Genomic DNA, 26,083 nt, shown 5'->3' with positions numbered 1-26,083 from the left:
TGCTCGTTGTAGGAAATGCGTATTCGTTCCTACAGGCTGTCCTTAGTTCCTCGAATGCGTCGACGACTGAAATACCTGGGCTACCTTCCGCCACCAAGGCTTAGATACCAACACCCGCCGCTGCGTTTGATCGTCTAACAGGTAAGGCATGTCTCGTAGCCGAATCCAACTTTCACCCCGCCAGTGCAGCAGATTTAACGACATTTCCGGCCAGTCCAACGAACTCAACATCGGTCGATCCGCAGCATTCGGCTGCACGGCGTCGCGTAAGACCTGCACAACCTGATGGGTCAGCCATTCGCGTAACAATCGATTTGCGGGAACATAGTGATACACCAATAGTGCATACACACCGGACTCGCTGAGCATTAGCTGTTTCCGTGGTTGTCGGAAATACTCAATCCACAAGAAGCAGCGCTGATCTTTATCCAATTTGCTGACCATGCGATCACTCAGATGGACACCCATCAAGCGGCCAATGTCACGGGCACAGAACCATGGTTGATTTTCCAGCAGGAGGGCATGGAGCGGTAGGTTATGGAGGGTAAAGATCATTGGATGGAAAGGATCAGAGATTACTGATCGGTGTGAAGTATTTGCAGGCATATCCGTTACCTCTACGTATAAAGTTAAAAAGGGCCAGAGCCCGACGTAGAGGATCTAAGAAATCCCAACAAGCGGTTCCTCCCACCCACAGAATTGCGCATGTATGGCGGATGCCAGCATGCATTCTGTGTGATGAAGTCGCTTCTACGTTGGGCGTTTCTTAGGCGCTTGCAATAAAGTTTAAAGCTGCTTGGAGTGACCCTCAATACAGAGTGTGCTGGATTTTCTGTAGGAGGTTTAACTACTACTGAGATTGCGATTAAGAGTTTTCCTACCCCACAAAAAAGCCCCGATCAGATCGGGGCTTTCAGATGTTCGATTTGTCGATTCAAGTCGTCAAATCGCGGCTAGTTTGGGAATCAATCCCAGCTCAAAGCCCCACCAGTCTGATACTCAATAACCCGAGTCTCAAAGAAGTTCTTCTCTTTCTTCAAGTCCATGATCTCGCTCATCCAAGGGAACGGGTTAGTCGTCCCTGGATACTCTTCCTTCAAACCAATCTGGCTCAAACGACGGTTAGCGATGAACTTCAGGTAGTCCTCCATCATCGCCGCATTCATGCCCAATACCCCACGAGGCATGGTGTCACGAGCGTATTCGATCTCCAGCTGAGTGCCTTGCAGAATCATCTGCGAAGCTTCTTCCTTCATTTCAGCATCCCACAAGTGTGGGTTTTCGATTTTGATCTGGTTGATCACGTCGATGCCGAAGTTCAGGTGCATGGATTCGTCGCGCAGGATGTATTGGAACTGCTCGGCGACGCCGGTCATTTTGTTGCGGCGGCCCATGGAGAGGATCTGGGTGAAGCCGCAGTAGAAGAAGATGCCTTCCAGGACGCAGTAGTAGGCGATCAGGTTGCGCAGCAGTTCTTTGTCGGTTTCGACGGTGCCGGTTTCGAACTTCGGATCGGAGATCGAGCGGGTGTATTTCAGGCCCCAGGTGGCTTTTTTCGCGACCGATGGGATCTCGTGGTACATGTTGAAGATTTCGCCTTCATCCATGGCCAGCGATTCGATGCAGTACTGGTAGGCGTGGGTGTGGATCGCCTCTTCGAAAGCCTGGCGCAGGATGTACTGGCGGCATTCCGGGTTGGTGATCAGGCGGTACACGGCCAGGACCAGGTTGTTGGCAACCAGGGAGTCGGCGGTGGAGAAGAAGCCGAGGTTGCGCATCACGATGCGGCGCTCGTCGTCGGTCAGGCCTTCCGGGTTTTTCCAGAGGGCGATGTCGGCGGTCATGTTGACTTCTTGCGGCATCCAGTGGTTTGCGCAGCCGTCCAGGTACTTCTGCCAGGCCCAGTCGTACTTGAAGGGTACGAGTTGGTTGAGGTCGGCGCGGCAGTTGATCATGCGCTTTTCGTCAACGGCGACACGGGCGGAGGCGCCTTCGAGTTCGGCGAGGCCTTCGGCGACGTCGAGCGAATCCAGGGCGGCTTTGGCGCGGGCAACGGCGGCGGAGTCAGCGGCGGTCACGGCACGGGCTTCCAGGGCGGCGGCACCGCCGGCGCTGTCGAGACGGTCCATGTTGGCTTCGGTGGCGTGGCCAGCGTTGGCGCTCTTGACTGCTACTTCCGTGTCTTCTTTGTCGAATTCGTCCCAGCTCAGCATGACGTGTCGTCTCCTGCGTGAGGGCCAGAGTGCCCGTGTGAAAATGGATAGGTTGGTTTTCACACGGCCTTACTGGCCGCGTTGGATCTAAAGGAATCGTTTTTTGCAGCAGCTATACGCAGGCATCAAACAGAATTTTGTACGGGGTTCCGAGAGCCACTGATGGGCGCAGCAAGCGGCTAGCGCCTGTGCGGGGCTTCAGACTGGCTTTTCATCCCTGTAAGGGGATATTGCAGGCCCGTTTAAGGCCGCATTATAGGGAAGTTTTGCGTGCTGTGGTGCGGCGAAATGGCTCACGGATCGGTCGACGGGGGCCGTATTTCGGTCGGAGCGAGGGTTTACAGGGCTTTGAACGGTTTTGGTGGGGGAAGATTTTTTTTCTTAATTTTTTGCCCCGGGAATTTTTTGTTCAAGAAATGACCAAAAAAGGCTTTTTTCACTACATCTTGTGTTTCTGTGGGGTTTTCTCAGGCTCCAGACACAACTAAGCCCGACCGGAGTCGGGCTGTGAAGTCACGCGGGTAGATCAGCTCAGGCGGCCTGCACCGACGTGGTCGGCACCATCGGCGGCGAGGCGGGCTGAACCGGTGTGGTCGTAACCGTCGGAAGCGACAGCCGCCTCAGTGGTGTAAGCGGCCGAGCCGGTGCGGTCGTAACCATCGGCGGCGAAGGTGTTGGCAGCCAGGACGGAGAGGGTCAGGGCGAGGATCAGTTGGGTTTTCATGGTCAGTGCTCCGGATTCGTGGGCGTTGTTTGTCTTGGGTTGAATTTGATACTACGCCGATTAATTCGATTAAAAAGCGCAAATAAATGCTTAAAACAATCGATTTAATCGATTATTAAGGTTCGGCGCTTTATCTGCCTGATCGTGGCGGGTGGGTCGAACCTTATTGGGGGAGGGGTGAAGTAGGGATCAGCCGTTAGAGCAACCGTTGCCCATCGCACTGTAACGCAGGATATGTCGTTGACCGTTGGAATCTTCGTATTCCATTTTCATGGGGACAACTTCACAAACATTCGGTGCTTCGCTCATGGAGATGACTTTGGCGATGTCCAGATTCATCGAGTAAGTGTATTCCTCAACGGGCGGTTGTTGCTGCGCGACATCAGTCGGCACCTCGCTTGCCATGGCGGTTACGCACACGCTGCCGAGGGCCAGAACCAATAAAGCTTTCATTTGAGTTTTACCTTTCTAGGGTCGAGTGGGGGCACGCAATCCTTTTGAGATTGCGTGTGGAGCTTCAGTACCTGGGTGTTTGATTAACTGCCTTCGTGGGGGCTGTAACTTGGTTAATCAGGTTGCCTTGTCGGCGTGGCAGATTTTAGGGGGGCTGGATACGTTCATATAGACGTGGTTTTGATAAACACCTTTGACAGATCCTGTAACAATCCCTGAATAGCCTGTTCTTTTGTAGGAGCGAGCCTGCTCGCGATGAGCCAGAGAGCACCGCGGGGTGTCAGATTGGGCGCGTTATCGTTGACGACCATCGCGAGCGAGCTCGCTCCTACAGGTACCGCTTTTGTAGGAGCGAGCCTGCTCGCGATGAGCCAGAGAGCACCGCGGGGTGTCAGATTGGGCGCGTTATCGTTGACGACCATCGCGAGCGAGCTCGCTCCCACAGGTGCCGCGGTGGTATTGGGTTTGACGGGTATTCACGACATTTTGTGTGGGCTTGTTACTACCATCGTCGAATGGTTCTATAGGCCCGGCCCGGCTACAACAGGGTCATACAAAAACAACTATTCCACCGAGGTAAGAAAGATGAGTGCGGCTTCCCTGTATCCCGTTCGTCCCGAGGTTCTGGCCAATACCCTGACCGACGAGGCGACCTACAAGGCCATGTACCAGCAGTCGGTCGTCAACCCGGACGGCTTCTGGCGCGAGCAAGCCAAGCGCCTCGACTGGATCAAGCCTTTCACCACGGTGAAGCAGACCTCCTTCGACGATCACCATGTCGACATCAAGTGGTTCGCCGACGGCACCCTGAACGTTTCCTACAACTGCCTCGACCGTCATCTGGCCGAGCGCGGCGACCAGGTCGCGATCATCTGGGAAGGCGATGACCCTGCCGAAAGCCGCAACATCACCTACCGCGAGTTGCACGAACAAGTCTGCAAGTTCGCCAACGCCCTGCGCGGCCAGGACGTGCACCGCGGCGACGTGGTGACGATCTACATGCCGATGATCCCCGAAGCCGTGGTCGCCATGTTGGCCTGCACCCGGATCGGCGCGATTCACTCGGTGGTGTTCGGCGGCTTCTCGCCGGAAGCCCTGGCCGGTCGCATCATCGACTGCCGCTCGAAAGTGGTGATCACCGCCGACGAAGGTATTCGTGCCGGCAAGAAGATCCCGCTCAAGGCCAACGTCGACGACGCCCTGACCAACCCGGAAACCAGCAGCATCCAGAAAGTCATCGTGTGCAAGCGCACCGGTGGCGAGATCAAGTGGAACCAGCACCGCGACATCTGGTTCGAGGACCTGATGAAAGTGGCCGGCACCGTGTGCGCGCCGAAAGAGATGGGCGCCGAAGAGGCGCTGTTCATCCTCTACACCTCGGGCTCCACCGGCAAGCCGAAGGGCGTGCAGCACACCACCGGCGGCTACCTGCTGTACGCCGCCATGACCCACGAGCGCGTGTTCGACTACCGCCCGGGCGAGATCTACTGGTGCACCGCCGACGTCGGCTGGGTCACCGGCCACAGCTACATCGTCTACGGCCCGCTGGCCAACGGCGCGACTACCCTGCTGTTCGAAGGCGTGCCGAACTACCCGGACATCACCCGGGTGGCGAAGATCGTCGACAAGCACAAGGTCAACATCCTTTACACGGCACCGACCGCGATCCGCGCCATGATGGCCTCGGGCACCGCCGCGGTTGAAGGTGCCGATGGCAGCAGCCTGCGCCTGTTGGGCTCGGTGGGCGAGCCGATCAACCCGGAAGCCTGGGACTGGTACTACAAGAACGTCGGCAAGTCCCGCTGCCCGATCGTCGACACCTGGTGGCAGACCGAAACCGGCGGCAACATGATGAGCCCGCTGCCGGGCGCTCATGCCCTCAAGCCGGGCTCGGCGGCGCGTCCGTTCTTCGGCGTGGTGCCGGCCCTGGTGGACAACCTGGGCAACATCATCGAAGGCGAGGCCGAGGGCAACCTGGTGATTCTCGATTCGTGGCCAGGCCAGGCGCGTACGCTGTTTGGCGATCACGACCGCTTCGTCGACACCTACTTCAAGACCTTCCGCGGCATGTACTTCACCGGTGACGGCGCCCGTCGCGATGCCGATGGCTACTACTGGATCACCGGGCGCGTGGACGACGTGCTCAACGTCTCCGGCCACCGCATGGGCACCGCCGAGATCGAAAGCGCGATGGTCGCGCACCCGAAAGTCGCCGAAGCGGCGGTGGTCGGTGTTCCGCACGACATCAAGGGACAGGGCATTTATGTCTATGTCACCCTGAAAAACGGCGAGGAGCCGAACGAGCAGCTGCGTCTGGAACTGAAAAACTGGGTGCGCAAGGAGATCGGGCCGATTGCCTCGCCGGATGTGATCCAGTGGGCACCGGGGCTGCCGAAGACTCGCTCGGGCAAGATCATGCGGCGGATTCTGCGCAAGATTGCTACGGCTGAATATGATGGGTTGGGGGATATCTCCACCCTGGCGGATCCGAGTGTGGTGCAGCATTTGATTGATACGCACAAGACCATGAATGTCGCGTAAGCGGCGGTTCTGAGTTATCGAAGCCCCGTCAGGTGTTGAGCCTGGTGGGGCTTTTTTGTGTCTGAAGTTTTTGTGTCGAATTTGCTGGCCTCTTCGCGAGCAAGCCCGCTCCCACATTAAATCTGTGCGGACACAAATTCTGTGTCCACTCGAGATCAAATGTGGGAGCGGGCTTGCTCGCGAAGGCAGTTTGTCAGGCAATACAGCAACACCAGCCAATAATTATCGGGTTTCTCTGTCGGCATTTTCCTGCTGTTACCCGAGATCTTTCAGGTTACTGAATGTGTAACCGCATCGCGCCAATGCGGGGCATTGGGAAACGCTCAGCCCCATAGCAGGGGCTAAAAACCACCGCTGAAAAATAAGACTCCACGCTGCGCTTGCCGGATTAGAAGGGTTTGCCAATAATAGGCCCGCAATTTGCAACATAGATCGGTTCCATGTCTTTTGCTCTTGCATGATTTCGCAGGGCTGTCAACGCGCTAAAACGACTTTCTCGGTGCTTCTGTAATTAGTTGTCGCATTGAAGAAATATCGGCCTCGGGCCTCTCGTTAGAATGCCGATCACTCGCTCGTCGTTGCCCGTGTTGAATTTAAACACCGGCTTCCCAGGACGCAGCACTGCTTTCTGGTTCCACTCATTCGCATATTGGGCTGTTGCTCACTCTGCCGTTTTTGCCCTTTACCGATGGAGTCCCAAGATGAAGAAACTCGTGCTGCTTGGCGCCCTGGCACTGTCCGTGCTGTCGCTGCCATCCTTCGCCGATGAAAAGCCTCTGAAAATTGGTATCGAAGCGGCTTACCCTCCGTTCGCTTCCAAAGCACCGGACGGCAGCATCGTTGGTTTCGACTACGACATCGGCAACGCCCTGTGCGAAGAGATGAAGGTCAAGTGCGTGTGGGTCGAGCAAGAGTTCGACGGCCTGATCCCGGCACTGAAAGTGCGCAAGATCGACGCGATCCTGTCGTCCATGTCGATCACTGAAGATCGCAAGAAGTCCGTGGACTTCACCAACAAGTACTACAACACCCCGGCTCGCCTGGTCATGAAGGCCGGCACCCAGGTCAGCGAAGGCCTGACCGAGCTCAAGGGCAAGAACATCGGCGTACAGCGTGGTTCGATCCACGAGCGTTTCGCCCGCGAAGTCCTGGCCCCGCTGGGTGCCGAGATCAAGCCATACGGCTCGCAGAACGAAATTTACCTCGACGTGGCCGCCGGCCGCCTCGACGGCACCGTGGCAGACGCTACGCTTCTGGATGACGGTTTCCTGAAAACCGACGCAGGTAAAGGCTTCGCCTTCGTCGGCCCTGCATTCACCGACGTCAAATACTTCGGCGACGGTGTAGGCATCGCGGTGCGCAAGGGCGACAAGGCTGAGCTGGACAAGCTCAACGCCGCCATCGCCGCCATTCGCGAGAACGGCAAGTACAAGCAAATCCAGGACAAGTACTTCGCCTTCGATATCTACGGCAAGTAACACGCCCCGGCGACAAGTCCGAAATGGCGCAAGCAGCAGGATCTCTGAGGTTTGCGCCATTTTTTCATCCCAACTTTCGAGGACCTGAATCATGTTGAAAGGCTACGGGGCTGTCATCCTCGATGGCGCTTGGCTGACGCTTCAGCTCGCCTTGTCGTCCATGGCCATGGCCATCGTTCTGGGCCTGATCGGCGTGGCACTGCGTCTGTCGCCGGTGCGCTGGCTGGCCTGGCTGGGCGACCTGTATTCCACGGTGATCCGCGGTATTCCCGACCTGGTGCTGATCCTGCTGATTTTCTACGGCGGCCAGGACTTGCTCAACCGCGTCGCACCGCTGCTCGGCTTTGACGAGTACATTGACCTGAATCCGTTGGCTGCCGGTATCGGCACCCTGGGTTTCATCTTCGGTGCGTACCTGTCTGAAACCTTCCGGGGCGCGTTCATGGCGATCCCAAAAGGTCAGGCCGAAGCCGGCATGGCGTACGGCATGAGCAGTTTCCAGGTGTTCTTCCGGGTGTTGGTGCCACAGATGATTCGCCTGGCGATTCCGGGTTTCACCAACAACTGGCTGGTATTGACCAAGGCGACCGCGCTGATTTCGGTGGTCGGCCTGCAGGACATGATGTTCAAGGCCAAGCAGGCGGCCGATGCCACCCGCGAGCCTTTCACCTACTTCCTCGCAGTGGCGGCGATGTACCTGGTGATCACCAGTGTGTCGTTGCTGGCATTGCGTCACCTTGAGAAGCGCTACTCGGTAGGCGTAAGGGCGGCTGATCTATGATCTTCGACTACAACGTCATTTGGGAGGCCTTGCCGCTGTACTTCGGCGGCCTGGTGACCACCCTAAAACTGCTTGCGCTGTCGCTGTTCTTCGGCTTGCTGTGCGCATTGCCGCTGGGCCTGATGCGCGTCTCGAAGAACCCGGTGGTCAACATGTCCGCCTGGCTCTATACCTACGTGATCCGCGGCACACCGATGCTGGTGCAGCTGTTTTTGATCTACTACGGTCTGGCGCAGTTCGAAGCGGTGCGTGAGAGCTTCCTCTGGCCGTGGCTGTCCAGCGCAACCTTCTGTGCGTGCCTGGCATTCGCGATCAACACCAGCGCCTACACCGCCGAGATCATCGCCGGCAGCCTGCGCGCCACGCCGAACGGCGAGATCGAAGCGGCCAAGGCCATGGGCATGTCGCGCTTCAAGATGTACAAGCGCATCCTGCTGCCGTCGGCCCTGCGCCGGGCGCTGCCGCAGTACAGCAACGAAGTGATCATGATGCTGCAGACCACCAGTCTGGCGTCCATCGTGACCCTGATCGACATCACCGGTGCCGCGCGCACGGTCAACGCCCAGTTCTACCTGCCGTTCGAGGCCTACATCACCGCCGGCGTGTTCTACCTGTGCCTGACCTTCATCCTGGTGAAGCTGTTCAAGATGGCCGAGCGCCGCTGGCTGGGCTACCTGGCCCCGCGGAAGCACTGATATGGAACGCATCGATCATGCTTTGCCGTGGAGCCACCTGGGCAGCGAACGCCGGATTTCGGTGTTCCGCTTTGGTAGTGGCGAGCGCAAGGCGTATATCCAGGCCAGCCTGCACGCCGATGAGCTGCCGGGCATGCGCACGGCGTTCGAGCTGAAAAAGCGTCTGGCCGAACTCGAAGCAAAGGGCTTGCTCAACGGTGTGGTCGAACTGGTGCCGGTGGCTAATCCACTGGGGCTGGGTCAACTGCTTCAGGGCAATCATCAAGGGCGTTTCGAGGCGGGCAGCGGCAAGAACTTCAACCGCGATTTCGTCGAGTTGAGCGCACCTGTGGCGGCTGCACTGGCAGAAAGCCTGGGTGACGATCCGCACGCCAACATTCGCCTGATCCGTCAGGCGATGGTCGATCATCTGGCCGCTTTGCCAGAGGCGAGCAGCCAGTTGCAAGGCATGCAGCGCGTTCTGCTCAGTCACGCCTGCACCGCCGATGTGGTACTGGACCTGCATTGCGACGCCGAAGCGGCGCTGCACATGTATGCCTTGCCGCAACACTGGCCGCAGTGGCGTTCGCTGGCTGCGCACCTGAATGTGCGGGTTGGTTTGCTGGCGGAAGATTCCGGCGGCAGTTCGTTCGACGAAGCCTGTTCGTTGCCGTGGTTGCGCCTGTCGCGTCTGTTCCCGGAGGCGCAAATTCCGCTGGCCTGCCTGGCGACTACCATTGAATTAGGGGGGCAGGCCGATACCGGTCGCGCCGAGGCTTGCGCCCATGCCGAAGGCATTCTGGCCTTCCTTGCCGAGCAAGGATTGATCAGTGGCGAATGGCCGAAGCCTGCGCAAGACCCTTGCGAAGGCATGCCATTCGAAGGCACTGAATTGTTGTTGGCACCACACCCCGGTGTGGTGAGTTTCCTGCGTAAGCCCGGTGAGTGGGTTGAAGCGGGTGACGAGATTTTTGAAGTGATCGATCCGTTGGCGGATCGGGTCAGCACGGTGTGTGCTGGTACGTCCGGGGTGCTGTTTGCCATTGAACGGCTGCGTTATGCCCAACCCGGTTTCTGGCTGGCCAAGGTGGCGGGGCGCGAAGCGCTGCGTCACGGGCGCTTGCTCAACGACTGACTGACTGTTTTTGTGAGAACCGACCGCATGTACAAACTTGAAGTCCAAGACCTGCATAAACGCTATGGCAGTCACGAAGTGCTCAAGGGCGTGTCCCTGAAAGCGGCAGCCGGCGATGTGATCAGCATCATCGGCTCCAGTGGCTCCGGCAAAAGTACCTTCCTGCGCTGCATCAACCTGCTGGAGCAGCCGCACGCGGGCAAGATCCTGCTCAACAACGAAGAGTTGAAGCTGGTGGCGAACAAGGACGGCGCGTTGAAAGCCGCCGACCCGAAACAGCTGCAACGCATGCGTTCGCGCCTGTCGATGGTGTTCCAGCATTTCAACCTGTGGTCGCACATGACCGCGCTGGAAAACATCATGGAAGCGCCGGTGCATGTGCTCGGCGTGTCCAAGGCCGAAGCTCGGGAAAAAGCCGAACACTACCTGAACAAGGTCGGCGTGGCCCATCGCAAAGACGCTTACCCGGGCCACATGTCCGGCGGCGAGCAGCAGCGCGTGGCGATTGCCCGTGCACTGGCGATGGAACCTGAGGTGATGCTGTTCGACGAGCCGACTTCGGCCCTTGATCCGGAGCTGGTTGGCGACGTGTTGAAGGTCATGCAGGCCCTGGCCCAGGAAGGCCGGACCATGGTGGTGGTGACCCACGAAATGGGCTTCGCCCGTGAAGTGTCGAACCAGCTGGTGTTTCTGCACAAAGGTGTGGTCGAAGAAAGCGGCAACCCGCGCGAAGTGCTGGTGAACCCGCAATCGGAGCGTCTGCAGCAATTCCTCTCGGGCAGCCTGAAGTAATCAGGGCTGCCGTTGTGCACCGGGATAGTGCATGCTTCGCAACCTAAAGGCCAGCCCCGCTCCCACATTTGATCCGGGGCGGTTTCGAGATTTGCGTTCATTTACGGGCTAGCATTGGCCCATGCCTTCATCACTGTTCTTCGTTTCGGATTGCCCGCCATGACTGCCCATCGAATTGGTTTCCTGATTTGGCCCAGCACTAAAGCACTGACGCTTGCGCTGGCTGAGGAGGCCTTGCGTGTTGCTCAGCGTGTGCATCCGGACGTGGTCTACGAACTGTCGTTCCTGCAGGCCGAAGCCATTACAGAGGCCGCGGCCGACAGCGCCTGGCAATTGCCGGGTGAGGCATGGACCGGCAAGCTGGAAAACTTCCAGAAACTGTTCCTGCTCGCTGATGAGCCACCGACCGCACTGGCGCCGGCACTCAGCAGTGCGCTCAAACAGCTGGTGCGCTCCGGTTGCGTGATCGGCGGTCTGTCGGCCGGTGTTTACCCGTTGGCGCAACTCGGTTTGCTCGATGGCTATCGCGCGGCCGTGCATTGGCGCTGGCAGGATGATTTCGCCGAGCGCTTTCCGAAGGTCATCGCCACCAGTCACTTGTTCGACTGGGATCGCGATCGCCTGACCGCGTGCGGCGGCATGTCGGTGCTCGACTTGTTGCTGGCGGTGTTGGCCCGCGACCATGGTGCGGAGCTGGCGGGTGCGGTCTCCGAGGAACTGGTGGTCGAGCGCATCCGCGAGGGCGGCGAGCGCCAGCGTATCCCGTTGCAGAACCGTCTCGGCTCCAGCCATCCGAAGCTCACGCAAGCCGTGTTGCTGATGGAGGCCAACATCGAAGAGCCGCTGACCACCGACGAAATCGCCCAGCATGTGTGCGTGTCCCGTCGGCAGCTGGAGCGGATCTTCAAGCAATACCTCAACCGTGTGCCGAGCCAGTACTACCTGGAGCTGCGCCTGAACAAGGCCCGGCAGATGTTGATGCAAACCAGCAAGTCGATCATTCAGATCGGCCTGTCCTGTGGCTTCTCCTCGGGGCCGCATTTCTCCAGCGCCTATCGCAACTTCTTCGGTGCCACGCCGCGGGAAGATCGCAACCAGCGGCGCAGCAGCAGCCCGTTCGAGTTGTCATCGGTGCCGCCGGAACGCGGGTAGCCAGTACTCAGTCTTCAATGTCGGTGTCGGGCGCCCCATCCACCGGCACCGGCATGTCGGCTATCTCGTCGATACCCAGATCATTCTCGGTTGCGCGAAAGTACGCAGCGATGCGTTGCAAGCTTTGCGCATTGAACGGGTTGCCGCTGAAGTCAAAGCTTTCTCCGACACCCGGGTCCACCTCCATGAGTTCGGGCGGCATCTCGGTAATGGCGTTGAAGCTCAGGTCGACGTCGGTCCAGGTCGTGATGCTCAGCACTCCCTTGGGGATTTCAGTGATGCCCGTGTGGCTCAAGTCCAGTGAGGATATTTCTGTCATGTGGCTAAGGTCAGGGCTTGGACCGAGTGGATTGTCACGCAGGCTCAAGTAGTCAAGGTGCTCCATGCCCGCCAGGGCCTCTACGGTTTCCTGAGTCAGGGTAATGCCGCACTCCGACAAGCTCAGCACCGACAACCTGCCCATTCTGAAGATGGCTTCGGGAAGGTTGCCCAGGTGGTATCCCCGTATGGTCAGGGTGTCCAGGTTGGTAAAACTGTCCAGGAACCGGCCAAGTCCAGGTGCAATGCCATGAGTGGTCGTCAGGTACATTTCGGGCACATGACTGAAGTCGGCTGACAGCGTCGGCAGGTCACCCAGGATTGGCAGGTGTGAGATGAATCCGTACTCACCCACGGCAATATTTTCGATGGGGATCTGGCGCCAGCAGCGTTCCAGGTTTTGCTTGAATTCGTCTCTTTTGACGTGCTCGGCAAACATCTCGTCGGCCGTCAGCGGGGCGCCAGTATCGGAATGGGTGTCGGGCACATCGGCCGTCCACCGGCTCAGCTCGATACCGAGTCGGGTGAGTTCGAGCTCGCGACGGGTCAGGTCAGCTCGACCCTCTGCGAGGGTGCCGGGTAAGCGATAGACGAAGTCGCTGGCCTCTTCGTTGTCCAGACTTGGGTAGAGGGCTTTGACGCGATCGATATCGACCTGTTCGGCATGGACTCCAAAGTCCTTTTCGGTTCGCTGATAGTGACGCTTGATGTGTTCCCGGGTGGTCGGGGACAGAGGGTTGTTGCCAAAATCAAATCCCTCGCTGATGTCGCCGGGCAGATCGAAGAGTGCGGTGGGCAATTCGGTGATCTGGTTGTCATTCAAAATGGCGGTTCGAATGCTCGGGTGATTCACCAGGCCCTCGGGAATGCGGGTAATTGCGGTACCGGAAAGATCGACGTAGGTCAGCTTCGGCATGTTTTCCAGGGAAGGGCACACACCGAGCGGGTTTTTATACAGGTCGAGCGCAGTCAATTGGTTCAGGGCAGACAGGGTGGCGCGACTCTGCTCTGTGAGGGTCACGGCGCAGTCGCTGAGGATGAGTGCGTCGAGTTGGGGCCATTGGGCAATGGCGTCCGGCAACTGCCCCAGTTCGAAGTTGCGTAGCGCCAGGCGGTTGAGGTTGGAAAACCCCTTCAAAAAATCATTCACACCACGGGTGGCACGATGACCTTCAAGCGTCACGCTGCGCACCTGAGGGAAATCGACGTTCAACTTTGGCAGCTCGCCAACAACCGGCTGGGAAAATTCAAAGGAAACCGGTACGCCGTGGGTGCTGTCGTAGGTGGCCTGACGCCGCCAGCAGTCGAGCAATCTGGCTATCATTTGTCGGCGTGCATACCGTTGACTGGCGAGCTGCTCGACGCTCAAGCGGATTTGCGTGCCCGGAACATACAACGGGATCTCGTCGCACCAGGTGCTCAATTGCTCAAACAATTGCGCGTGTTGATAAAACAGGCGCTGGAGTTCTGCGCGCGGTCCGCCGGGATTGGCTTGCAATCGTGCGGCAAAGGCTTGCAGTTCCTCTGGGCTCAGATGGGGAAACAGCCGATAGATGTGGCTTTGTAATGAAGGGGTATTGGCCGGCATCCGGTGATAACCATCGCCCCCGCCCAGCAAACGCATGACCGCCGGATCGTAGGCAGGCTTGAGACTCGGCCGTTGCGCCAGCAGCGCACGCAATGCTTCACGAGTGAGAGCGTGGGTGTGAATCAGCTGCTTGAGCCTTGCGCCCTCACCGATGTTGATGTTCAGGGCGATTCGTTCGCTGTCGGGCAGTGCCTGTAAGAGGCTGGAATAGAGGGAGTCGGTGCCACTGAGCTGTTCACCGGCGTCGTCGTAGGCCTGATAAGCCCCTTCATCGGTCAATACCAGCACCTTGCGCACGAGCGCATCCGGCTGGCCAATGCTGTCGATCAGCGGCCCCGTGCGGGTGTATTGACGGATTTCCAGGCGCAGTTGTCCCGACCAGCCAGGCAAGCGTTCCAGGGTGTGCAACGCCAGGCGATCGGTGTCGAGATGGTTGCGCGTCGAGTACAGGTCGAGCCCTTCATAAGCGCGAGTGACGCGCACCTGCAGGCCGGCCTCCTGTGCCAGTTCCGTGAGGCGTTTGGACAATGTTCCACGCTCCAGTTGCTCGCGTTCGGCGGCACTGGCGCTGTCGAGCAGTGCTTCGGCGAGGCTGGTTGGCAAACCGGGTTCGCTGTCGATAATACGCTGGACCAAGGGGCGCGCACCTTGTTCGATTTTGCGGTAGCGCTGGCTGAAGAGGGTTTCCCGTTTGTCGGCGGCAAGCGTTGTCAGGTAGCGGCGCATTGAGCGTGCGTCGGTGTTGTCGAGGTGTTGCAACAGGGTGTTGATCAGGTCGCCATCGTCCAGTTGCGCTAGGTTGATCTGCACCACGACCTGGTTGCCCACGCCGCGCTCCCAGAGGGTTTCTCCTGTTGCATCGACCAGTCGCAGCCCCTTGTCCGCTGGCCAGTTACCGTAGTCGCAGAGCAGTTCCAGTTGAATCAGCGGATCAGCCTTCAGGTAATCGTCCGCACGATTGCTGCCGATTTGATCAATGAAGATCTGCAGGTCCTGATCAATCTTGAAGCGTTTGAGGGTGTCGGCCAGCAGCGGCGGTACCTGTTCGGCGTCGACATGCATCTTGCGCAAGGCGTTTTCGTGACAGCCGCTGATGCTGAGGATGCGCTCGCGCTCGCGCTCGGAAAAACGCTGTATGTCCGGGCCGAGGCGCCGCAGCAGGGTGGCCTGGTCCCAGGTCAGTGGCTGCTCGAGTTCGGTGTGCCAGGCCCCTTTTCCGTTGTGCCTCAGGGTGGGTTGGTAAGCTTCGGGACGCGTGGGGTGCTGGATCCGATGGCGCCCGGTCAACGGATCTTCGACCACGGAGTATTGGCTGGCGTCCAGTGTCAGCAGGGTTTTGCCTTGATGGGCGTGCAGTCCCATCGAGTCGGGTTGCGCGTCGTTGGGGATCGCGACGGTTTGTTCGTAAGGCGTCAGGTCGGGCTTCCAATAGCGGGTTTCGCCATTGGGGCGTTTCACGGCGTTGAAGCGGTCGATGAATTGCACGACTTCCCGGGGCAGGACCGCGCGAAATTCGCTGACGGCGATCGTGCCACCTGCCGCGAAAGTGCCCAACTGCACTGCAGATTCAACCACCCCCATGAAATGCTCGAAGGCTTCGTTGGTCAGGCCTTCTGCCCAGTCGACAACACCTTCGAAGGTGTCATCCAGTAGCTGATAGGCCGTGTAAGCCAGCATCAGCTCGCCAAGGAACGGGACGAACGGCAACGCGATGAAGGCTGCGATGTTCAGCAGCGCCGAGGCGATTTCCGTGAAGGAGTCCCATAACGCCCATCGGGCCTTGCGGTCGACCGTGGCCGTCGACACTGCGATCACGCGCGCGTCATTGAGGATCTTGTCGAGTTTGCGTTGATAGAGATGAACCCACAGGTCGCCTCTGATCGGCGTTACTGCCATTTGCAGGTCGGGACGCTGGTTGGGGTTTTCTCTCCAGGTCGGCCGTGGATCGCCGGGTGGGACCGGTTGCCAGGTGATGGGATCGAGGCGGTTGTTCAGCTCGGCGAAGAAGTAGCCGCGGTCTTCATGATTGATAAAACGACTGAAAAACTGTTGATAGTCGGGCGCCCGAAGGCGCTGGCTCAGTTCCTCGGCGAATGCCGCCGATGAGGGGTATTGCTTGATGGGATGCTCGGGGTCGTCAGGAATGTAGGCCACCACCCGGACCTCTTCGCGGGCGCGCTCCAGTCCCGGGGCGAACAGCACGATGCCGGTCAGGCGGGCATTCATGATCGTCAGGTCATGGCATCGCCAGGATTGGCCGTGTGCATCGGAGAGCAGGCGAAGGAGCGGCTGATGAACGTCGCTGGTCAGCAGGTTTTGCATCTGCGCCATCTGCAGGGCGACGGTCAGTGCGGTTTTTTGGCTTTCGCGAATTTTCGGTTGCAGGATCGCCGCAGCCACCGGGTTGCTGATGCCAAGGTTGTCGGCCAGGTAACTTTTATAGCGCTCGCCAATGTCGAGTTCGCGGCACAGTTGGGTGAACGCCGTGATGGGCATCGTCGCCAGAATCTGTGGCAGGGTGCTGAAGTGCCCGGTGGAAGAGGGCGCAGTGATGTAAGTCGAGGCGGGCTCAAAGGCGTCGGCCTCAGTTTCTGTGCTTTCGAAGTTGTGCAGCGCGGCGTCCAGCAACGACACGGTCCAGGTGCGTGCGGCTCCGGACTTCAGGCGCAACCAGGGTATGTGCGCGGGAATGTAAAGGCGCAGAAAAATTTTACTGACGTCCGCTTCCAGGCCGAATCGTGTCTTGAGTGCGCCCTTGAGCATGGGTTCGGCGAAGGCTGCAGGGTCCAGCAGATTCGCCAGGGCCTGATCGACCCGGTTCTGGCTCACCGTCTGCAGGGTAATGAGTCGGTCAAGTTCGACGCGCTGAGCGTCAGATACATCCCTGAGGGGGGTGGGCAACACTGGCTTGATGTTGCGCAGCGCTTCACGCCGTTTTGGCGTGGTTTGGCGAAGCCAGGGTGGAATGACGTTCATCAGATGCTGGTAATGCGCGTCGGGCCTGAAAGTCTCAGGGGTGTCGGGATTTTCGGTATTCATCGGGATAGGTCCACCATTGCGGTTGATAGACCGTCAGGAAAACCCGTAATCGAAGTCGACGCGCGGTACATATCTACCGCATTCATGGAATCGGCATGGGTTACGACACAGCGACCTGCCGCAAACGTCCGCCGCCAGTTAAACTGCGCCTTTGCGACCCTATATGTCGCATTGCCGTAAACCCGGGAAAATCCGGGGTTTGCGCTATAAGAAGTTGTCGCTTGGCGGCAAGGCCGGGCTGAAAACTGTCCTTACAATCCTCACCAAGCTCGCCAGTTTCAGGCGAGTGTTTTCTCTTCAGGAGACTCCGATGTCCGTTGAGCACGCTGCGGTACAACGCGCCGATTTCGATCAGGTAATGGTTCCCAACTATGCGCCTGCCGCATTCATTCCTGTGCGTGGCGCCGGTTCCCGCGTCTGGGACCAGTCCGGTCGCGAGCTGATCGACTTCGCCGGCGGGATTGCCGTTAACGTATTGGGCCACGCGCATCCTGCGCTGGTCGGTGCCTTGACCGAACAGGCGAACAAGCTGTGGCACGTGTCCAACGTGTTCACCAATGAGCCGGCCCTGCGCCTGGCGCACAAGCTGGTCGACGCCACCTTTGCCGACCGCGCCTTCTTCTGCAACTCCGGCGCCGAAGCCAACGAGGCCGCCTTCAAGCTGGCCCGTCGTGTCGGTTTCGACCGTTTCGGCAGCGAGAAGTACGAGATCATCGCCGCGCTCAACAGCTTCCACGGCCGTACCCTGTTCACCGTGAACGTCGGTGGCCAGTCGAAGTACTCCGATGGCTTCGGTCCGAAGATCACCGGCATCACCCATGTGCCGTACAACGATCTGGCCGCGCTGAAAGCCGCCATTTCCGACAAGACTTGCGCTGTGGTGCTGGAGCCGATCCAGGGCGAAAGCGGTGTCATCCCGGCTGAACTCGAATACCTGCAAGGTGCCCGTGAACTGTGCACCGCGCACAACGCATTGCTGATCTTCGACGAAGTGCAAACCGGCATGGGCCGCACCGGCCACCTGTTCGCCTACCAGCATTACGGCGTGACTCCGGACATCCTGACCAGCGCCAAGAGCCTGGGCGGTGGTTTCCCGATCGCTGCCATGTTGACCACTGAAGAGCTGGCCAAGCATCTGGTCGTCGGCACCCACGGCACCACCTACGGCGGCAACCCGCTGGCGTGTGCGGTCGCGGAAGCTGTGATCGACGTGATCAACACCCCTGAAGTGCTGGCTGGCGTCAAGGCCAAGCACGACAAGTTCAAGGCGCGCCTTGAGCAGATCGGCGAAAAATACGGCCTGTTCACCAAGGTCCGTGGCATGGGCCTGTTGATCGGCTGCGTGTTGAGCGATGCCTGGAAAGGCAAGGCCAAGGACATCTTCAACGCCGCTGAAAAAGAAGGCCTGATGGTCCTGCAAGCCGGCCCGGACGTGGTGCGTTTCGCGCCAAGCCTGGTGGTGGAAGACGCCGATATCGATGCCGGCCTGGACCGCTTCGAACGTGCTGCTGCAAAACTGACGCAAGCCTGATAGACCCTTCGACGCCTGACCGTTCAGGCGTCGAACCCAATTTTGATGCCGGGCACGATCAAATGTGGGAGCGGGCTTGCTCGCGAAAGCGGTGTATCAGTCAACATTTTTACTGTCTGACCCACCGCTTTCGCGAGCAAGCCCGCTCCCACACTGATCTCTGTGTAGGCCCGGGATTTTTCTTCTGTAAGTTCTGAGATTAAGGAGTGACACCATGCTGGTGATGCGCCCCGCGCAAATGGCTGATCTGGGCGAGGTACAGCGTCTGGCTGCGGACAGTCCGATTGGTGTCACTTCCTTGCCGGATGACGTTGAGCGCCTGAGCGACAAGATCGCGGCAAGCGAAGCCTCGTTCGCCGCCGAAGTGAGCTTCAACGGTGAGGAAAGCTATTTCTTCGTCCTCGAAGACAGTGCCACCGGCAAGCTGGTCGGTTGCTCGGCCATCGTGGCGTCGGCCGGTTACTCCGAGCCGTTCTACAGCTTTCGCAACGAAACCTTCGTCCACGCTTCACGCGAGCTGAAGATTCACAACAAGATCCACGTGCTCTCCCAGTGCCACGACCTGACCGGCAACAGCTTGCTGACCAGTTTCTACGTGCAGCGCGATCTGGTGGGTTCGCCGTGGTCGGAACTCAACTCCCGTGGCCGCTTGCTGTTCGTGGCCAGCCATCCGGAGCGTTTTGCCGATTCCGTGGTGACCGAGATCGTCGGTTACAGCGATGAAAACGGCGACTCGCCATTCTGGGATGCCATCGGGCGCAACTTTTTCGACCTCAACTACGCTGAAGCCGAGCGTCTGTGCGGCCTCAAGAGCCGTACGTTCCTCGCCGAACTGATGCCGCATTACCCGATCTACGTGCCCCTGCTGCCGGACTCCGCGCAAGAAGCGATGGGCCAGGTTCACCCGCGGGCGCAGATCACCTTCGACATCCTGATGCGCGAAGGCTTCGAGACCGATCACTACATCGACATTTTCGACGGCGGTCCGACCCTGCATGCCCGCGTCTCGGGGATCCGTTCGATCGCCCAGAGCCGCGTGGTGCCGGTGAAGATCGGCGAGCCGGTCAAAGGTGTCGGTCGCCAGTACCTGGTGGCCAACGCCCAGTTGCAGGACTACCGCGCAGTCATGCTCGAGCTTGACTACGCACCGGGTAAACCGGTGACCCTGGACCTGGAAGCGGCCGAAGCCCTGGGCGTCGGTGAAGGTGCCAGCGTGCGCCTGGTGGCGGTTTAACACCTGCTGCTATGCCTATAAAGAGTGAATGCTTAGTAAAGCAGCGAGTTTCACGGGTGGCGCAAGCGGCCCGTTTGAGGAGATAGCATGATCGTTCGTCCCGTACGCAGCAGCGATTTACCCGCTCTGATCGACCTGGCCCGCAGCACCGGCACCGGCCTGACCACCTTGCCGGCCAACGAAGAACGTCTGGCCCATCGGGTCGGCTGGGCCGAGAAGACCTTTCGCGGCGAAGCCGGGCGGGGCGACGCGGACTACCTGTTCGTGCTCGAAGACGACGACGGTCGCGTGGTGGGCATTTCCGCCATTGCCGGCGCCGTCGGCCTGCGTGAGCCCTGGTACAACTTTCGGGTCGGTCTGACCGTGAGCGCTTCCCAAGAGCTGAACATCTATCGCGAAATCCCGACGCTGTTCCTGGCCAACGACCTGACCGGCAATTCCGAGCTGTGCTCGTTGTTCCTGCACGCCGATTACCGCAGCGGCCTCAACGGCCGCATGCTGTCCAAGGCGCGGATGCTGTTCATCGCCGAATTCCCGCAACTGTTCGGCAACAAGATCATCGCCGAAATGCGCGGTGTATCCGACGAAGCCGGGCGTTCGCCGTTCTGGGAAAGCCTGGGGCGCCACTTCTTCAAAATGGAATTCAGCCAGGCCGATTACCTGACCGGCGTGGGCAACAAGGCGTTCATCGCCGAACTGATGCCGAAATTCCCGTTGTACACCTGCTTCCTGTCGCCGGATGCGCGCAACGTGATCGGTCAGGTTCACCCGGACACCGAACCGGCGCTGGCGATGCTCAAGAGCGAAGGTTTCAGCTACCAGGGCTACGTCGACATTTTCGACGCAGGCCCGGCCATCGAATGCGAAACCGGCAAGATCCGTGCGGTACGCGACAGCCAGGCGCTGGTACTGTCCGTCGGCACGCCGGGTGACGACGCCACGCCATTCATCATTCACAACCGCAAGCGCGAAGACTGCCGCATCACTGCTGCGCCGGCACGTCTGGCCGCCGGCACCCTGGTGGTCGATCAGCAGACCGCCAAACGTCTTCAACTCAACGCTGGCGATCAAGTGCGCGCCGTGGCGTTGTCCGCAGCTCGGGAGTCGAAATAATGAAGTCGCTTTACATCGCAGGTGAATGGCTGGCAGGTCAGGGCGAAGCCTTCGAATCGCTGAACCCGGTGACCCAGCAGGTGCTGTGGTCCGGCGTCGGTGCCACCGTCGCTCAGGTCGAGTCGGCAGTGCAGGCGGCGCGCCAGGCGTTCCCGGGCTGGGCGCGGCGTACCCTGGAAGAGCGTATCTCGGTGCTGGAAGCCTTTGCTGCCGCGCTGAAGAATCATGCGGACGAACTGGCCCGCACCATCGGCGAAGAAACCGGCAAGCCACTGTGGGAAGCGGCGACCGAAGTCACCAGCATGGTCAACAAGATCGCCATCTCGGTGCAGAGCTACCGCGAACGTACCGGTGAGAAGAGCGGCCCACTGGGCGACGCCACCGCTGTGCTGCGCCACAAGCCTCACGGTGTCGTCGCGGTATTTGGCCCTTACAACTTCCCGGGCCACTTGCCGAACGGCCACATCGTGCCGGCACTGCTGGCCGGTAACAGCGTGCTGTTCAAGCCCAGCGAGCTGACACCGAAAGTGGCCGAACTGACGGTCAAGTGCTGGATCGAAGCCGGTCTGCCGGCGGGCGTGTTGAACCTGCTGCAAGGCGCTCGCGAAACCGGTATCGCCCTGGCGGCGAACCCGGGTATCGACGGTCTGTTCTTCACCGGTTCCAGCCGTACCGGCAATCACCTGCACCAGCAATTCGCCGGTCGTCCGGACAAGATCCTCGCGCTGGAGATGGGCGGTAACAACCCACTGGTGGTCGATCAGGTCGCCGACCTCGATGCCGCCGTGTACACCATCATTCAGTCGGCGTTCATCTCCGCCGGCCAGCGTTGCACCTGTGCCCGCCGCTTGCTGGTGCCGCAAGGCGCCTGGGGCGACTCGCTGCTGGCGCGCCTGGTGGCCGTCAGCGCGACAATTGAAGTCGGTGCCTTTGATCAACAGCCAGCACCGTTCATGGGCTCGGTGGTTTCCCTCGGCGCAGCAAAAGCGCTGATGGATGCCCAGCAACACCTGCTGGCCAATGGCGCCGTGGCATTGCTGGAAATGACCCAGCCTCAGGCTCAATCGGCCTTGCTGACCCCTGGCATCCTGGACGTGACCGCTGTCGCCGATCGTCCTGACGAAGAGCTGTTCGGCCCGTTGCTGCAAGTGATCCGCTACGCTGATTTTGAAGCAGCGATCGCTGAGGCCAACGACACCGCGTACGGCTTGGCCGCTGGTCTGCTGTCGGACTCCGAAGCGCGTTACCAGCAATTCTGGCTGGAAAGCCGTGCCGGTATCGTCAACTGGAACAAGCAACTGACCGGTGCCGCGAGCAGCGCACCATTCGGCGGCGTCGGCGCCTCGGGCAACCATCGCGCCAGTGCCTACTACGCGGCGGATTACTGCGCGTACCCGGTGGCCTCGCTGGAAACGCCGAACCTGGTGTTGCCTGCGGCCCTGACGCCGGGCGTGAAAATGGCGTAGCGCCCATTCGCGAGCAAGCCCGCTCCCACAAGGACTGCGTCGAACACAAAATTTGTGAACACTGCTGAACCTGTGGGAGCGGGCTTGCCCGCGAAGGCCGCGACCCGGTCTCAAACTAGTTACTGAAGCCTATAACAACAGATTCTCGTGGAGCCTCGCTGATGAAATCCTATGAAGTCAATTTTGACGGTCTAGTGGGGCCGACCCATAACTACGGCGGCCTGTCCTACGGCAACGTCGCGTCCCAGAGCAACAGCCAGCAGTCTTCCAACCCCAAGGAAGCGGCGCTGCAAGGCCTGGCGAAGATGAAAGCGCTGATGGAAATGGGCTTCCAGCAAGGCGTGCTGGCACCGCAGGAGCGCCCGGATGTGGCCGCGCTGCGTCGCCTGGGCTTTGGCGGCACCGACGCTCAAGTGATCGAGCGCGCTGCCAAAGACGCGATGCCGCTGCTGGTGGCCAGTTGCTCGGCCTCGAGCATGTGGGTGGCCAACGCCGCCACCGTCAGCCCGAGCGCCGACACCGCTGACGGCCGTGTGCATTTCACCGCTGCCAACCTCAACTGCAAATATCACCGCAGCATCGAACACCCGACCACCAGCCGCGTGCTGGGTGCGATGTTCGCTGACCAGAAACACTTCGCCCACCATGCCGCCTTGCCGGCCGTGGCGCAGTTCGGTGACGAAGGTGCGGCCAACCACACGCGTTTCTGCCGTGAATACGGCGAAGCCGGTGTCGAGTTCTTCGTGTTCGGCCGCAGCGCGTTCGACACCCGCTACCCGGCTCCGCAGAAGTACCCGGCGCGCCAGACCCTCGAAGCGTCCCAGGCCGTTGCCCGTTTGCACGGCTTGAGCGATGACGGCGTGGTCTACGCCCAGCAGAACCCATCGGTGATCGATCAGGGCGTGTTCCACAACGACGTGATCGCCGTGGGTAATGGCGAAGTGCTGTTCTATCACGAGGACGCGTTCCTCGAGACCGAGAAGATGCTCGCTGAATTGCAGAGCAAACTCGCCAAGGCCGGTGGGAAATTTCAGTCGATCTGCGTACCGCGTTCCGCAGTAAGCGTGGAAGACGCGGTACGTTCCTACCTGTTCAATAGCCAGCTGCTGTCGCGTCCTGACGGCTCCATGCTGTTGATCGTGCCGGAAGAATGCCGTGGCAACGAGCGTGTCTGGCAATACTTGCAGGGTTTGACCAGCTCCGGCGGCCTGATCCGCGAAGTGAAAGTCTTCGATCTCAAGCAGAGCATGCAGAACGGCGGTGGCCCGGCTTGCCTGCGGTTGCGCGTCGCACTCAACGAAACCGAACTGGCGGCCGTCAACCCAGGGGTTATCATGACGGCACCGTTGTACGGCACACTGACCGAATGGGTCGAGAAGCACTACCGCGACCGCATGACCGAAAACGATCTGGCGGACCCGCAATTGCTGCTTGAGTGCCGGACGGCACTGGATGAACTGACGCAAATCCTTAAACTGGGCGCGGTTTATCCATTCCAGATCAATTGATCAACGACGCGCTGCCCGGATGGCAGCGCGCCGCTTCATCTCAAACGAGAGCGTAAACACATGAGCGATACCCTGCAGCTGATCCTTGAAGACACCGACGGCACGCAACTGGAGACGTCCTGCACCCGCGTCGCGGTCCTGTGGCAAGGCAAAGAGCTGTGGATCCAGCAGGACGGCCGTGGCCAGTTGCTGATCGGCGTGGACGTCGAAGAAGGCGATGCCGAATACGCCAACCTGCTGCTGCGCCCATTGGCGACTAATCTGGTAAGTCTGCAACTGGAGATGGAACCTGCCGACCTCACCGACGAGGACCATGTTCACGGCCCGGACTGCAACCACGATCACTAAGGAAACCGCTCTATGCTCGCCCTCGGCAAACTGCTTGAACTGACCCTCGCCGGCCGCGAACCGGCGGAGAAGACTCAACTGACTGTCGAAGGCGTGCGCATGCGCTGGTTGAGCGAAGGTGCGCTGGAAGTCCGGCCACCGCAAGCGCGTGACAATGGACTGGACCTGCTGCTGTCGGCGGGGATCCACGGCAACGAAACAGCGCCGATCGAGTTGCTCGATCGCCTGTTGCACGACATTGCCCGCGGCGACCTGAAGCCGCGCGCACGTATTCTGTTCCTGTTCGGCAACCCCGAAGCGATTCGCAAAGGCGAGCGCTTCGTCGAGCAGGACGTCAATCGGCTGTTCAACGGCCGTCACGAACAAAGCAGCGGCTCCGAAGCCTTGCGCGCCTGTGAGCTGGAGCGTTTGGCGGCCAGCTTCTTCAGCCTGCCGGACCGACAGCGTTTGCACTACGACCTGCACACGGCGATTCGTGGCTCGAAAATCGAGCAGTTCGCCCTATACCCATGGAAAGAAGACCGCCAGCATTCGCGCCAGGAACTGGCGCGCCTGCGTGCCGCCGGCATGGAAGCGGTGTTGCTGCAGAACAAACCGTCCATCGTGTTCAGCGCCTACACCTACGACAAACTCGGTGCCGAGGCCTTCACCCTGGAATTGGGCAAGGCGCGGCCGTTCGGGCAGAACGCCGGGGTCAACGTGTCGCTGCTGGAGGCGCGCCTCAAGCAGATCATCGAAGGCACCGAACCGGAACTGACTGAAGCGGCACTGGACGGTTTGCAGCTTTACAGCGTGGCACGGGAAATCATCAAGCACAGCGACAGCTTTCGCCTGAACCTGCCGGCGGACGTCGAGAATTTCTCGGAGCTGGAAGTGGGTTACCTGCTGGCGGAAGACATCGCCAACACCCGCTGGATCATCGAGGAGGAGGGCGCCCGGATCATCTTCCCGAACCCCAAGGTGAAGAATGGTTTGCGTGCCGGCATCCTGGTCGTGCCGACCACCGACGAAAACCTCGCCTGAAATCAGCGTAGAACCAATGTGGGAGCGGGCTTGCTCGCGAAGACGGTGGCACATCCAACATCGATGTGACTGTTGCACCGCTTTCGCGAGCAAGCCCGCTCCCACATTTGGTTTTGAGTGAGGCCATAGACCTCACTTAGCCATTAGACGGCTACCGCGCGCGGCTCACTGCGGCGCAGCGAACGGATTTTCATTAACGTATCCGCACAGGTCTTCGCCGCTTCCTGGCCTTTATGCACGAAATGCTCGAAGAAGAACTTCTGGTGCTCTTCGCCGGCATGGAAGTGGTGCGGGGTCAGGGATACCGAGAACACCGGCACTTCGGTTTCCAGTTGAACCTGCATCAGGCCGCTGACCACCGACTGGGCGACGAACTCGTGACGGTAGATCCCGCCGTCCACCACCAGGGCTGCCGCGACGATGCCGGCATAACGACCGGTCTTGGCCAGCAACTTGGCGTGCAGGGGCATTTCGAAGGCGCCGCCGACTTCGAAGAAGTCGATATCGGATTCCTGATAACCCTGGGCAATCATTTCGGCGAGGAAACCTTTACGGCTCTGATCGACGATTTCCTTGTGCCAGCAGGCCTGGATGAACGCAACGCGCTCGCCGTGATGGTGTTTGCTTTTGCTGTCAATTGCGGTGGGTTGCATGTTCTGACTCCTGTTTGTGTGAAAAACAGGGCGTTATGAATCGAAGGGGATCTGAGGGTACGCACGCTCGCACGAATGCCGGCGGAAGGCCCTCTGGTGTCAATCCCGTTCTCTCTTCATCCGGACTATGACCGTCGGCCCCGGGATCACACCGGGTCTGCTGACCTTGCTGTCAGGCACCGCCGAAGCCGTGCTGCCATCAAGCGCTCGCGGGCTATGCGCATTGCGCGCAATTACCGCCGGTGGGGAGTTGCACCCCGCCCTGAGAACGTTTTTTTGCCGCCGGAATGTTTGGCGGCGCAGCGTTTTTATCACATAT

The 26,083-nt window shown here is 59.7% G+C and carries 19 protein-coding genes, 1 pseudogene and 1 riboswitch; of the genes and pseudogenes, 14 read left to right on the top strand and 6 right to left on the bottom strand.

Features of this window, described 5'->3' with window-relative positions; translation table 11 throughout:
• Window positions 1–42 precede the first annotated feature (42 nt).
• The 4 genes and pseudogenes from KSS91_RS22490 to KSS91_RS22475 all read right to left on the bottom strand — a co-directional run bounded on the left by KSS91_RS22490 (window position 43) and on the right by KSS91_RS22475 (window position 3,390).
• Window positions 43–606 (bottom strand): BRO-N domain-containing protein, encoded by a 564-nt coding sequence (locus KSS91_RS22490; protein WP_225923712.1) that lies wholly within the window; start codon window positions 604–606, stop codon window positions 43–45.
• A 359-nt stretch (window positions 607–965) separates the two neighbouring features.
• On the bottom strand, window positions 966–2,213 hold the full coding sequence (locus KSS91_RS22485; protein ID WP_007978181.1) for a ribonucleotide-diphosphate reductase subunit beta: 1,248 nt from the start codon (window positions 2,211–2,213) through the stop codon (window positions 966–968).
• Between the two features lie 529 nt (window positions 2,214–2,742).
• Window positions 2,743–2,937: pseudogene (locus KSS91_RS22480) on the bottom strand (hypothetical protein); the annotation flags it as partial.
• Between the two features lie 189 nt (window positions 2,938–3,126).
• Window positions 3,127–3,390: a DUF2790 domain-containing protein gene (locus KSS91_RS22475; protein ID WP_217836157.1), complete on the bottom strand. Its 264-nt coding sequence runs from the start codon at window positions 3,388–3,390 to the stop codon at window positions 3,127–3,129.
• Between the two features lie 585 nt (window positions 3,391–3,975).
• Between KSS91_RS22475 and acs the strand changes: the two genes are divergently transcribed.
• The 7 genes from acs to argR all read left to right on the top strand — a co-directional run bounded on the left by acs (window position 3,976) and on the right by argR (window position 11,943).
• Window positions 3,976–5,931, top strand: coding sequence for an acetate--CoA ligase (acs, locus tag KSS91_RS22470; RefSeq protein ID WP_217836156.1), 1,956 nt, complete (start codon window positions 3,976–3,978; stop codon window positions 5,929–5,931).
• Window positions 5,932–6,632: 701 nt separating this feature from the next.
• Entirely contained in the window at window positions 6,633–7,409 is a 777-nt protein-coding gene (locus KSS91_RS22465) for an ABC transporter substrate-binding protein (RefSeq protein ID WP_008049550.1), read from the top strand.
• Window positions 7,410–7,500: 91 nt separating this feature from the next.
• Entirely contained in the window at window positions 7,501–8,190 is a 690-nt protein-coding gene (locus KSS91_RS22460) for an ABC transporter permease (protein WP_217836155.1), read from the top strand.
• Window positions 8,187–8,885: an ABC transporter permease gene (locus tag KSS91_RS22455; RefSeq protein WP_015096505.1), complete on the top strand. Its 699-nt coding sequence runs from the start codon at window positions 8,187–8,189 to the stop codon at window positions 8,883–8,885. Before KSS91_RS22460 ends, KSS91_RS22455 begins: the two co-directional genes overlap by 4 nt.
• Window position 8,886: 1 nt before the next feature.
• A complete protein-coding gene (locus KSS91_RS22450) occupies window positions 8,887–9,999 on the top strand; it encodes a M14 family metallopeptidase (RefSeq protein WP_217836154.1) in 1,113 nt (370 codons plus the stop codon).
• Between the two features lie 27 nt (window positions 10,000–10,026).
• The gene (locus KSS91_RS22445) at window positions 10,027–10,791 is read left to right on the top strand and encodes an ABC transporter ATP-binding protein (RefSeq protein ID WP_007971015.1); all 765 of its coding nucleotides are present in this window, start codon (window positions 10,027–10,029) and stop codon (window positions 10,789–10,791) included.
• Between the two features lie 159 nt (window positions 10,792–10,950).
• On the top strand, window positions 10,951–11,943 hold the full coding sequence (argR, locus tag KSS91_RS22440; protein ID WP_015096503.1) for a transcriptional regulator ArgR: 993 nt from the start codon (window positions 10,951–10,953) through the stop codon (window positions 11,941–11,943).
• Window positions 11,944–11,950: 7 nt separating this feature from the next.
• Here the strand turns inward: argR and KSS91_RS22435 are convergent, their stop codons facing one another.
• Window positions 11,951–16,888 (bottom strand): dermonecrotic toxin domain-containing protein, encoded by a 4,938-nt coding sequence (locus KSS91_RS22435; protein WP_217836153.1) that lies wholly within the window; start codon window positions 16,886–16,888, stop codon window positions 11,951–11,953.
• A gap of 310 nt (window positions 16,889–17,198) precedes the next feature.
• Here KSS91_RS22435 and KSS91_RS22430 point away from each other — a divergent pair, with 310 nt between their 5' ends.
• From KSS91_RS22430 to astE, 7 genes are all read left to right on the top strand, one after another.
• A complete protein-coding gene (locus KSS91_RS22430) occupies window positions 17,199–18,419 on the top strand; it encodes an aspartate aminotransferase family protein (protein WP_015096501.1) in 1,221 nt (406 codons plus the stop codon).
• Between the two features lie 214 nt (window positions 18,420–18,633).
• On the top strand, window positions 18,634–19,653 hold the full coding sequence (gene aruF, locus KSS91_RS22425) for an arginine/ornithine succinyltransferase subunit alpha (protein ID WP_007971023.1): 1,020 nt from the start codon (window positions 18,634–18,636) through the stop codon (window positions 19,651–19,653).
• An 87-nt stretch (window positions 19,654–19,740) separates the two neighbouring features.
• On the top strand, window positions 19,741–20,766 hold the full coding sequence (astA, locus tag KSS91_RS22420; protein WP_217836152.1) for an arginine N-succinyltransferase: 1,026 nt from the start codon (window positions 19,741–19,743) through the stop codon (window positions 20,764–20,766).
• A complete protein-coding gene (gene astD, locus KSS91_RS22415; protein WP_217838463.1) occupies window positions 20,763–22,232 on the top strand; it encodes a succinylglutamate-semialdehyde dehydrogenase in 1,470 nt (489 codons plus the stop codon). Before astA ends, astD begins: the two co-directional genes overlap by 4 nt.
• Window positions 22,233–22,393: 161 nt before the next feature.
• Window positions 22,394–23,740 (top strand): N-succinylarginine dihydrolase, encoded by a 1,347-nt coding sequence (gene astB, locus KSS91_RS22410; protein WP_015096499.1) that lies wholly within the window; start codon window positions 22,394–22,396, stop codon window positions 23,738–23,740.
• A gap of 60 nt (window positions 23,741–23,800) precedes the next feature.
• Window positions 23,801–24,088, top strand: a complete 288-nt coding sequence (locus KSS91_RS22405; protein ID WP_103397753.1) for a topoisomerase II — start codon at window positions 23,801–23,803, stop codon at window positions 24,086–24,088.
• 12 nt (window positions 24,089–24,100) lie between these two features.
• Complete coding sequence (astE, locus tag KSS91_RS22400; protein WP_217836151.1) at window positions 24,101–25,111, top strand: succinylglutamate desuccinylase; 1,011 nt, start codon at window positions 24,101–24,103, stop codon at window positions 25,109–25,111.
• Between the two features lie 143 nt (window positions 25,112–25,254).
• On the opposite strand, the gene KSS91_RS22395 is transcribed toward astE, so the two are convergent.
• Window positions 25,255–25,764 (bottom strand): 6,7-dimethyl-8-ribityllumazine synthase, encoded by a 510-nt coding sequence (locus KSS91_RS22395; RefSeq protein WP_217836150.1) that lies wholly within the window; start codon window positions 25,762–25,764, stop codon window positions 25,255–25,257.
• A 103-nt stretch (window positions 25,765–25,867) separates the two neighbouring features.
• Window positions 25,868–26,038, bottom strand: a riboswitch (FMN riboswitch).
• Window positions 26,039–26,083: the final 45 nt, after the last annotated feature.

Origin of the sequence: Pseudomonas azerbaijanorientalis (assembly GCF_019139795.1) — a bacterium.
Taxonomy (GTDB): domain Bacteria; phylum Pseudomonadota; class Gammaproteobacteria; order Pseudomonadales; family Pseudomonadaceae; genus Aquipseudomonas; species Aquipseudomonas laurylsulfatiphila.
This window is presented reverse-complemented; position numbering and strand designations above follow the sequence as displayed.